Here is a 10,962-nt window from a genome sequence, read left to right as displayed (position 1 = left end):
GCGTGATCCTGATCAACTTCATCAACACCGCCATGCTCTATCAGGACCTGACCCGCGATGGCGAATTCAGCGGCAAGGATATCGTCAAGGTCGGTTACAGCCTGGGTTATAGCGCCAACTTGCTGATGGCCGTGTTTGTCGAAGCGCCGTGGGCGGTGATTCGGGAGGCGAAGCCGGTGCTGATAGGTGGATATGAAGTCGGAATTCTGGATCGGTCTGCCGCTTATTGGAAAGCTCAGGGGAATACGGCCTGGGGAGATGCAATTCGTGGGTTCAGGGTAACGATGGTGGCCTTGGGGGCGTTTGGGATGGTGGCGGCGGTATTGGAGTTTTGGGATCTGAAGAATGATTACACCAGTGCCAAAACGTCAGAGGAAAAAGCAGCAATAATTATAAAGAGGATTGCTGTCGTCACCATGGGCGCTGGAGGTTTCATGCAGTTAATTACAGGCATTAGAATCTCTACTGAGCTGGCATTTATCGTAATGAATCCATGGTTCGCTGTAGGCCTTCTAATCGCTGGAGCCATTTATTTGTTTGCCTGTCTTTTCTTGAATCACGTCAAACAAGACAGTATTGGCTGGTGGTTAAAAAGTTGCTGCTGGTCACACTCAACAGAATTTCGTTACGCGAACACTCCAAAAGGCCACAGCGAAGAAAAGCGTAGGTTGCTTGAGATTCAGCTAAGCCCACAAGTCTTTGCCAAAAGTACGGTTATTTATGAACAACGCTACTTGGGCAAGGGGGACTACATGGAGATGGCTGTACAAAATGGCGCATGGATTCAAATTCAACTTCCCAACGCAACCCGTGGAAACCTCATTGAAGTTAATGTAATTGGTAGTAAACGCCCTTTTGAAGTACTGCCCACAGCCAGAACTGAAACCCCCATAAAACATATATTTGAAGAGCGTGGCCAATACTTTTCTACCAAGCAGTTTGGCAAAGCCAGTGACGAGCGCCCACCCTATAGGTCATCGACGATGCACTTTCCGCTTATTCCAGAAAACGAGGATATAGTCTGGCAGACCTGGATACCACTCGACCAGAATACAGACTATATCGAGTTACAGATATGGTACCCCACGGATGTGCTTGGTCATGACAAAGACAATCAGGGGTACCTTTATCAGATGGTACTCGACAAGCGCGGTAACAGGGTCGTTGATGGGCTGGCAACCACTCAGCTTTTGGTTAGCCTGGAAAACCGCGACCAAGCCTTGCACCTTGTCGTATTGGAATAAAAGTTATGCATAAAGAAAAAGCGTGCTCTTCTATAGAAAAATTTTCAGACACATCCAAAGCCCACCCTGCTTTTGATACCTCTCATGACAAACAGACAGAAAACAAAACCCTGTTTGAGTGGTCCGTCAAGTCTATAAAATTCCCACCAAAAGAAATAAGTGGGTTGCAGTTTCTTGTCTTGGGTGCCGGCACAGCCTTCGGCCTCTACAGTGCGTGGGTGATGAAAGGCCTGCCAAACTATGCAATTGAAGTAATTCTGGGTTTTGCCACTTCATACAGCATTACATTCTTACTCATACTATTACTCAGACAAAAAACCGTATTCATTTATAACGTCGGCTCTCAAAAAGCTTTACTTCAACATTATAAATACTACCCAAACTTCGCTGCCCCCCTCTTCAAAGGCATCGCTATTTTCACCATCCTGCTCTTTCTCGGCGTGGCCCTTTTCAGCGGCTCCCTGCTATTCCTGATCGGCCCTGCCGCGATTGCTCTCGGGTCAGCACGCTTTTTGCTGAATTGGGAAAATAAAATCCACCATGAACAAAGCCTGCCCTGGAACGAGCACAACTTTGTCACAGTGGATCGCAAACGCTCCATGATCATTATCCACTGCACGGACACCACGGTGGGATTTGAAGCCCGCCTCCCCAACGAGGACCTCTTCGAGCAGTACCTGCAATTTCTCCATTCCGTCCTGCCGCCCACCGCCGAGTTCACCGAAAAGGCCTGGGAGTGGTGATGGCAATAACCCTCCTGAAAAATCAAAACCCTGATAACAAAAACAAAGGTAATGCATATTTTTCATAATTAACTTAGACCAAAATCGAATTTCACAGGCAGTGCTGCATGACTTTAAGGTGCTATCCACTGGGTCGAACGGACCTCAACCATTGACAGGAGTTGTCATGAGCATCGAATTCATCGGCTATATCGCCACCCAACCCGGGTCTGAAATTCACCCGCGCAGTGGTCCGACCATTCAGCCCGATTACGTGGAAAAGGTTGCCAAGGCTCATGAGAACGCAGGCTTCGACCGGGCGCTGGTGGCTTATCACTCCAACAGCCCGGACAGTGCTTTTGTCGCCGCCCATGCCGCCAGTGTCACCACTAAACTCAAGTTCCTGATTGCCCACCGCCCCGGCTTCATTGCCCCAACGGTGGCTGCACGCCAGTTTGCGACGCTGGATGTCTTCAATGGCGGGCGCACGGCCGTGCATATCATTACCGGTGGCGACGACAAGGAACTGCGCGCCGATGGCAGTCATATCGGCAAGGACGAGCGCTATGCACGCAGCGACGAGTATCTGAGCGTGGTGCGTCAGGAATGGACCAGCGAGCAGCCGTTCGACCATCAAGGCACCTATTACCAGTTGGAAGGCGCTCATTCGCAGGTCAAATCGCCGCAGCAGCCGCATATTCCGCTGTACTTCGGCGGGTCGTCAGCCGCTGCGATAGCGGTGGCAGGCAAGCATGCGGATGTCTATGCGCTGTGGGGCGAAACCTATGAGCAGGTCCGTGACGTGGTCAAACAGGTCCGCGCCGAAGCTGCCAAACATGGCCGCAGCATTCGCTTCAGCCTGTCACTGCGGCCGATCCTGGCAGACACCGAGGAAAAAGCCTGGGCGCGTGCCGACAGCATTCTGGAGCAAGCCACGGCACTGGCGCAGAGCAATGGTTTCGTACGTCGCGAACCACCGAACGAAGGTTCACGCCGCCTGCTGGCTGCGGCAGCGCAAGGTGCACGCCTGGACAAGCGTTTGTGGACAGGGATTGCCGGCCTGCTCGGCGCCCAGGGAAACTCCACGTCGCTGGTGGGTACGCCGGAGCAAGTCGCAGAAGCCCTGCTGGACTATTACGACCTGGGCATCACGACCTTCCTGATTCGCGGCTTCGATCCGCTGGACGATGCCATCGATTACGGCAGGAAACTGATCCCGCTGACCCGCGAACTGGTTGCCCAGCGTGAGCGGCAGGCTCGGGAGCAGGTGGCCTGAAGAGGGTATGGATAACGCCTGCCTCGTCGCGGGCAAGCCCCCTTCCACAGGTTTGAATTGATCTCGCAGCAGGAGCGAATTCATTCGCGAAGACGGCATACAAAACGATAAATATGTATCGGATGTACCGGCCTCTCGCGAATGAATTCGCTCCCACTGGGGCCTGTTGGGGAATCAGGCCGCCGCTTGTTCCTGCTTCAACGAGCGCGCCACCAGGCTGCCGAACGACTCCACCGGACCTTGCAGGTTACCGAGGAAACGCGGGTAGACCAGCCACAGGTCCATCACCGGTTTGAAGTCCTTGAGCGGCAGAATCGCCAGTTGCTCGCGATGGACGCTGCGCTCCAGCAATGGCCGCGGCACCAGCCCCAGGCCCATGCCGTCGGCTACCAGACCCAGTTGCAGTTCGGTGCCGAAGGTTTCCAGGTTGACCTTCAGGTTCAAGCCCTGATCGGACAAGGTGCGCTGCAACCCTGCACGAAAGCCGCAGCCATCCGGGTTGAGTACCCATCCCTGCTCATAACAGTCAGCCAGCTTGCCGGGTTTCTTTGCCACGGTGTTTCTGGCACAGACCACCACCAGTTCCACCTTGCCGATGGACTGACCGATGATGTTTTCCGGGAATATCTTGCCTGCCGGAAACAGTGCAGCCGCAGCATCCAGTTCGCCATTCTCGATCTTGCCGATCAGGTTGCTGCCCCAACCGGTGACCACCTGGGCCCGCAGGTCAGGAAACTCGCCACGCAATTGCTTGAGGGCATCGAGCAGCACCACATCGCCAATGGTCTGGGGGACGCCCAGACGCAACAGGCCGCTGGGTGGCGTATCGCTGGCGACCAGCTCACGCAACGAGTCCATTTCCCGCAGGATCGCCAGGCACTTCTGATAGACCTGAATGCCTATCGGCGTGGGCTTGAGCGGCTTGGTGTTGCGGTCGAACAGCTCGACACCCAGCGCCTGCTCGAAATTCTGTACCCGGCGGGTAATCGCAGGCTGAGTCAAATCCAGCGAATCCGCCGCATGGCTGATCGACTGACAACGAATTACCGCAACGAAAGCATCGATATCATCAATTTTCATTCGGACCGCACATAAAAATATAAAAAGAACATAGGCAAAAAGCATAGTGCGATTTGCTGCTTCTGGATAGCTGCACGCCCACCGCTGGCGTCAATTGATGCATGAACGGTCACGCTCTGCAAAAAGCATTAAAGAGCTTTTCGTTATAACCTAATCATAAAAAAATAGCATATTAAGATTCCACATTATGTTTACATCTATTCAGGCACCTACTCGCCCTGGAATGGATATGACACAGACTCAACACCCGGAAAGACTCAGGGCCTTTATCGGCGCACTGGCCGAGCTTATCGATGGCAACCCGCACGAAGGCGATCTCTTGCATCGCGGCGGCAAACTGCTGTCGCAGCTGGTCAGCCATGACGACTGGCTGCCTGACGAATTCGCGATTCCCGATCCGACCCGTTATCAACAATTCCTGCTGCATGCCGACTCCCGGCAGCGCTTTTCGGTGGTCAGTTTCGTCTGGGGCCCCGGTCAGAGCACGCCGATTCACGACCATCGGGTCTGGGGCCTGATCGGCATGCTGCGCGGTGCCGAATACTCCCAGGGGTTTGCCCGCAGCCCCGAGGGCCGCCTGGAGCGCGAAGGACCGGCGATTCGTCTGGAGCCTGGCCATGTTGAGGCCCTGTCGCCGCGCAGCAACGATGTGCATCAGGTCAGCAATGCCTTCAGCGATCAGGTGTCGATCAGCATTCATGTCTACGGCGCCAACATCGGCGCGGTCAAGCGCGCCGTGTATGACCCGGACGGCAGCGAAAAACTGTTCATCTCCGGTTACTCCAACGCCTTTCTCCCGAATATCTGGGACCTGTCAAAAGAGAGCAAAGCCCAATGACCACAGCCTCGACCCGATCCTTTGCCGACATTCGCCAGGCGCTGCTGGAGCGCCGGGAAACAGCGCTGGTGGATGTGCGCGAAGAAGCCCCGTTTGCTGAAGCGCACCCGCTGTTTGCTGCCAATATCCCGCTGTCGAAACTGGAACTGGAGGTGTTCTCGCGGATTCCGCGCCGCGATACCGCCATCACCCTTTATGACAATGGCGAAGGCCTGGCCACCATCGCACTGCCACGCTTGCAGGCATTGGGCTACAGCGATGTGAAGCTGCTGGAAGGCGGCCTGCAGGGCTGGCGCGATGCCGGTGGCGAACTGTTCATCGACGTCAACGTGCCCAGCAAGGCCTTTGGCGAACTGGTGGAGCATCATCGCGGCACGCCTTCGCTGTCGGCCGAAGAGGTCAAGGGGCTGCTCGACGCCAAGGCTGATGTCGTGGTGCTCGATGCCCGTCGTTATGACGAATACCGGACCATGAGCATCCCGAGTGGCATCAGCGTACCGGGCGCAGAACTGGTACTGCGCGCCCGGGAGCTGGCACCGGACCCGAACACCCGGATCATCGTCAATTGCGCCGGACGCACCCGCAGCATCATCGGCACTCAGTCGCTGGTCAACGCGGGGCTTCCCAACCAGATCAGCGCCTTGCGCAACGGCACCATTGGCTGGCTGCTGGCCGGGCAGACGCTGGATCACGGTCAGGCACGACGCTTTGCCGCGGTCAGTGAGGACACCCGTGAAGTGGCCAGTGCCGATGCCCGCAAGGTTGCCGATCAGGCAGGCGTGCAACGCGCGACCCGCTCCGACCTGCAACGCTGGCAGGCGGATGCCAGCCGCACCACCTATCTGTTCGATGTGCGTACCCCGGAAGAGTTTGCCAAAGGCCACCTGCCAGCGGCCCGTTCCACACCCGGCGGGCAACTGGTGCAGGAAACCGATCATTTCGCCAGCGTGCGCGGCGCGCGCATCGTGCTGGTCGACGATGACGGTGTGCGCGCCAACATGTCGGCTTCCTGGCTGGCGCAACTGGGCTGGGAAGTCTTTGTGGTCGATGACCTGCAAGCGGCGGACTTCAGCGAACCGGGCGACTGGGATGCGCCGTTCCCGCCACCACCGCAGGTCGAGGAAATCAGCGTCGAAACCCTCGCTCAATGGCAGGCCGATGGCAATGTCGCGGTACTCGACTTCACCGCCAGCGCCAACTACGTCAAGCAACATATCCCCGGCGCATGGTGGACGTTGCGTGCGGATCTCGCCCAGGCCTTGGCCAAAGTGCCCAGCGCCGAGCGTTATGTACTGACGTGTGGCAGCAGCCGTCTGGCGCGCCTGGTGGTCGCCGAGGTTGAAGCCCTGACCGGCAAGCTGGTGTTTCTGCTCAAAGGTGGCACTGCCAGCTGGATCAAGGCCGGTTTGCCGCTGGAGCACGGCGAAAGCCGCCTGGCCTCGCCGCGCATCGATCGTTATCGCCGCCCCTATGAAGGCACCGACGCACCACGTGCGGCGATGCAGGCTTATCTGGACTGGGAATTCGGCCTGGTCGAGCAACTGGCCCGCGACGGCACCCATGGTTTCAAGGTGATCTGATCGCAGGAACGGATTCATCCGCGAAGGCCGCCGGCTCGCGAATGAATTCGTTCCTGCTGATTATCCAAATACATATCCAAGGAGCATTCGACATGAGCAAACAACGTCACTTGAAATTCGGAGCCATGGTGCACGGCGTCGGTCACGGCTGGGGCGAATGGCGCCATCCTGACGCGCTGGCCGATGCCAGCGTCAATTTCGGCTTCTACAAACAGCAAGCCGCGCTGGCTGAGGCCGCCAAGTTCGATTTCGTGTTCATTGCCGACAGCCTGCATATCCACGAAAAATCCAGCCCACATTACCTGAACCGCTTCGAGCCGCTGACCATCCTTTCGGCACTGGCTGCAACCACGCACAACATCGGTCTGGTGGCGACCGTCACGGTCAGCTACACCGAACCGTTCCAGGTTGCCCGCCAGTTCGCCTCGCTGGATCACATCAGCGGCGGTCGCGCCGGCTGGAACGTGGTCACTTCATGGTTGAGCGGCACTGCCGACAACTTCAGCAAGGGCGAACATCCGCCGCATCCGGTCCGCTATCGCATCGCCAAGGAACACGTTTCGGTGGTCAAGGGCCTGTGGGATTCCTGGGAAGACGACGCCTTCGCCCGCAACAAGCAGACCGGTGAATTCTTCACCCCCAACAAGCTGCATGCGCTCAATCACCAGGGCGAGTTTTTCCAGGTCAAGGGACCGCTGAATATCTCCCGTTCCCGCCAGGGCCATCCGGTGCTGTTTCAGGCCGGCACTTCCGAGGACGGGCGCAATTTCGCCGCGGAATATTCCGATGCCATTTTTGTCCATGCCGAAACCCTGGAAGACGCCAAAGCCTATTCCAGCGACCTGAAAAAACGTGCCGCCGGGTTTGGCCGCAACCCCGACGACCTGTCGATCCTGCCAGGCATCCGGCCTATCGTCGGGCGCGACCAGGCCGAAGTGGAAAGCCGTTACCAGCAGGCGGTGGAACTGGTGTCCATCGAGGATGCGATCGTAGCGCTGGGTCGCCCTTTCAACGATCACGATTTCAGCCAGTACCCGCTGGACGAGCCGTTTCCCGACGTCGGCGATCTGGGCTCCAACAGCCAGAAAGGCGGCTCGGACCGGATCAAGCAACTGGCCAGGGACGAAAACCTCACGTTGCGCGAAGTGGCGCTGTATTTCTCACGACCGCGCCGCGACTTCGTCGGCACACCCGAGCAGGTCGCCGATACCGTACAGGCCTGGTTTGAGCAAGGCGCAGCCGATGGTTTCATCATCAATTCGCTGCTTCCGGACGGCTTGCAGTTCTTCAGCGAACTGGTCGTGCCGCTGTTGCAGCAACGGGGGCTGTTTCGCAGCGAATACAACGGCTCCACCTTGCGCGAGCACTTTGGTCTGCCAGTACCGGTCAATCGTCATGCACCCGATGCGCAAACCGTCAGTTCCAGACAGGAAGCCGTGGCATGAGTCTTTCCCAGCTTCGTCCTCAGGAGCATTCCGACACGACCGAGCCCTTTGCACAGCGGCTGGCGCGGATCACTGCAACACTGGCCGAAACCGCCGAGCAATACGACATCAGCGGCGAATTCCCCCACGCCAACTTTAGCCTGCTGCATGAACAGGGCCTGCTGGGCCTTACCGTCCCCACCGATCTGGGCGGCGGCGGTGCCGATCTGGCTCAGGCCCTGCAGGCGGTCAGCGCCGTGGCCAGGGGCGAGCCTTCGACGGCGCTGATTCTGGTCATGCAGTACATCCAGCATTCGCGTTTGCAGGAGAACAGGAACTGGCCAGTAGACTTGCGGGTACTGGTCGCCAGACAGGCCGTGGAGGATGGCGCGCTGATCAATGCCCTGCGGGTCGAGCCGGACCTCGGCACGCCCGCTCGCGGCGGCCTGCCCGCCACTATCGCGCGCCGCACGGCGGAAGGCTGGCGCATCAGCGGCAGTAAAATCTACTCGACCGGCAGCCATGGCCTGACCTGGTTCAGTGTCTGGGCCCGCAGCGATGACCAGGACCCGCTGGTGGGTGCCTGGCTGGTGCACAAGGACACACCCGGCATCCGGATAGTCGAGGACTGGGATCATCTGGGGATGCGTGCCACCAGCAGCCATGAAGTGATCTTCGAGGATGTACTGGTGCCACTGACACATGCGGTCAGTGTCAGTCGCTGGAGCGCACCACAGTCGGAACTCGATGCCTCGGGCCTGCTGTGGATGGCGGTGCTGCTGTCGGCGGTCTACGACGGTATCGCGCAGTCTGCCAGGGACTGGCTGGTGCAATGGCTGGAGCAACGCAAGCCGTCCAACCTCGGAGCAGCACTGTCGACCCTGCCACGCTTCCAGGAAGTCATTGGGCATATCGACACCTTGCTGTTCGCCAACCGGAACCTGCTGCAATCGGCCGCCCAGGGCCAGGTTCCGGCGGCACATGCCGCGCAGATCAAGTACCTGGTGACCGGCAATGCCATTCGGGCAGTAGAGCTGGCCATCGAAGCCGCAGGCAATCCCGGGCTGTCGCGCAGTAATCCGCTGCAACGCCATTACCGCAACGTGCTGTGCGGCAGGGTTCATACCCCGCAGAACGATGTGATTCTGCAGGGCGTAGGCAAAGCGGTCTTTGCGGCTCGAAAGCCTGCGTAAGGATTAATCAGATCGCTTTTTCCGATGATAATGAATCTATTTAACAGGCGCTTTCACGAACAAGTTCGCGACAGCGCCCAGTTAAAATAAAAATGTCACAATCCATATTAAAAGCCCTACCCTTTCAAGCCGTTATCAACTAAAGAATTATTTCCCTCCCCACCTGCACACCTCTTTAATTTTCTCGTCTGCTAGTTGTCTTTTGCCGATAATAAATTCATCTAAAAGTCATATTAATCCATCCCCAAAAAGCGTTTTCAAACGCCAGCCCTTAATCCATTCACCTAGACCACCCCCCGCCCGCACACTCCTTGCACTTACCACCTTCCTCCCAAAGACATTGAATAATATGGTTTTTTCCTGACGAAGCGGTCAATCGAAAACTCAAGAAGCCCGGCATCGCTGCCTTACCGATTCAACAAGAGGATTAGGGGTTATCCCGATATTGACGCCAATTTACCATCGCTATTATCCCTTTTATCTTTAAGACAATCGAATGGATGCGAGGATGGCTATTTACATTGGTTTTTGGCTGGGTCTCGCAGTAAGTGCCAGCGGAATTGCACTGGCGCATAACATAGTTTCAGCCATTGGTCTGACTATTATTACCCTCGCGACTATTGCCCTGCATCTACGTGCCAGAACGCCTGCTGCTTCGATTACCGAGCAACACTTCGAGGCAGCCGCGACTCAAACCCAGAGTCAACCCGATGTGCCAGCGTTGCTGCACACCATCGTTCCCAGCTGGAGCGAGAGCATCAACCAGAGTCGTGAACTGCTGCAAAGCAATATCAGCGAGCTGTTCAACAGCTTCAGCAATATTGCGACTCGCCTGGAAGGTAGCCTCAACAATTCTGAAAACATTCTCGGCAACGGTGGCGTAGGCGCGAGCCTGCTGGAAGCCAATGAACGGCTCAAGGAAGTGACCTACTCCTTCAATGCCAGCAGCCAGCGCCAGCAGGAACTGACCGCCACCATCGGCAAGCTCGACAACTATGCGAGCCAGTTGCAACTGATGGCCAAGCGCGTCCAGGAAATCGCCAGCCAGACCAACCTGCTGGCCCTGAATGCAGCCATCGAGGCCGCACGTGCCGGCGAGCATGGCCGCGGCTTCTCGGTAGTCGCCGATGAAGTACGCAAGCTCTCTTCACTGTCCGCCGAAACGGGCCAGGGCATGGATACCAAGGTCGAGGAAATCAACAAGGCCATCCAGTCCACCATCGAGGCCGCCGCCGAGCTGGGCACCAGCGAACGCAACAATCTGGACTTTCTCAACGACTCGGTCACTCAGGTCATGGCGCGCCTGGGGGACAACCTCAACGAACTCTCCGACTCGTCCCATGCGCTGCAGCGTGATGCCCGCGATACCCAGACCGACATCCACGCGATCATGGTCAACCTGCAATTCCAGGACCGCGCCGACCAGATGCTCGATCACGTCCAGGCCGATCAGCAGCAACTGCTCAGCGCCCTGCACAGCCAGGACGAAAGCCTCGAAGACCCGCACGCCTGGCTGGAACGGCTGCGCCAGCGCTTCACCACAGAAGAAGAGCGCCACGGGCGACCACAGGCCGCAGCCAGCGAAATCACTTTTTTCTGATTCCA

General features: G+C 57.4%; 8 protein-coding genes and 1 pseudogene. 8 read left to right on the top strand and 1 reads right to left on the bottom strand.

Annotation, left to right across the window (positions count from 1 at the left end; genetic code table 11):
* From ALQ04_RS26945 to ALQ04_RS14635, 3 genes and pseudogenes are all read left to right on the top strand, one after another.
* A pseudogene (locus tag ALQ04_RS26945) lies at nucleotides 1-1,244 on the top strand (hypothetical protein); the annotation flags it as partial.
* Nucleotides 1,245-1,249: 5 nt separating this feature from the next.
* Nucleotides 1,250-1,987 (top strand): permease, encoded by a 738-nt coding sequence (locus tag ALQ04_RS14640; RefSeq protein WP_259645013.1) that lies wholly within the window; start codon nucleotides 1,250-1,252, stop codon nucleotides 1,985-1,987.
* Nucleotides 1,988-2,153: 166 nt separating this feature from the next.
* On the top strand, nucleotides 2,154-3,242 hold the full coding sequence (locus tag ALQ04_RS14635; protein ID WP_122316466.1) for an LLM class flavin-dependent oxidoreductase: 1,089 nt from the start codon (nucleotides 2,154-2,156) through the stop codon (nucleotides 3,240-3,242).
* A 174-nt stretch (nucleotides 3,243-3,416) separates the two neighbouring features.
* Here the strand turns inward: ALQ04_RS14635 and ALQ04_RS14630 are convergent, their stop codons facing one another.
* Nucleotides 3,417-4,322, bottom strand: coding sequence for a LysR family transcriptional regulator (locus ALQ04_RS14630; RefSeq protein ID WP_122316465.1), 906 nt, complete (start codon nucleotides 4,320-4,322; stop codon nucleotides 3,417-3,419).
* Nucleotides 4,323-4,551: 229 nt separating this feature from the next.
* Between ALQ04_RS14630 and ALQ04_RS14625 the strand changes: the two genes are divergently transcribed.
* The 5 genes from ALQ04_RS14625 (at nucleotide 4,552) to ALQ04_RS14605 (ending at nucleotide 10,957) form a co-directional block, all read left to right on the top strand.
* On the top strand, nucleotides 4,552-5,160 hold the full coding sequence (locus ALQ04_RS14625; protein ID WP_122316464.1) for a cysteine dioxygenase: 609 nt from the start codon (nucleotides 4,552-4,554) through the stop codon (nucleotides 5,158-5,160).
* Nucleotides 5,157-6,740 carry a rhodanese homology domain-containing protein gene (locus ALQ04_RS14620; protein WP_122316463.1) on the top strand — a complete coding sequence of 528 codons (1,584 nt, stop codon included), beginning with the start codon at nucleotides 5,157-5,159 and terminating at the stop codon, nucleotides 6,738-6,740. Before ALQ04_RS14625 ends, ALQ04_RS14620 begins: the two co-directional genes overlap by 4 nt.
* A gap of 92 nt (nucleotides 6,741-6,832) precedes the next feature.
* Entirely contained in the window at nucleotides 6,833-8,185 is a 1,353-nt protein-coding gene (locus ALQ04_RS14615; RefSeq protein ID WP_122316469.1) for an LLM class flavin-dependent oxidoreductase, read from the top strand.
* Entirely contained in the window at nucleotides 8,182-9,357 is a 1,176-nt protein-coding gene (locus tag ALQ04_RS14610; RefSeq protein WP_122316462.1) for an acyl-CoA dehydrogenase family protein, read from the top strand. Before ALQ04_RS14615 ends, ALQ04_RS14610 begins: the two co-directional genes overlap by 4 nt.
* A gap of 496 nt (nucleotides 9,358-9,853) precedes the next feature.
* A complete protein-coding gene (locus ALQ04_RS14605; protein ID WP_409077259.1) occupies nucleotides 9,854-10,957 on the top strand; it encodes a methyl-accepting chemotaxis protein in 1,104 nt (367 codons plus the stop codon).
* Nucleotides 10,958-10,962: the final 5 nt, after the last annotated feature.

It is taken from the genome of Pseudomonas cichorii (assembly GCF_003700275.1).
Classification (GTDB): domain Bacteria; phylum Pseudomonadota; class Gammaproteobacteria; order Pseudomonadales; family Pseudomonadaceae; genus Aquipseudomonas; species Aquipseudomonas cichorii_B.
This window is presented reverse-complemented; position numbering and strand designations above follow the sequence as displayed.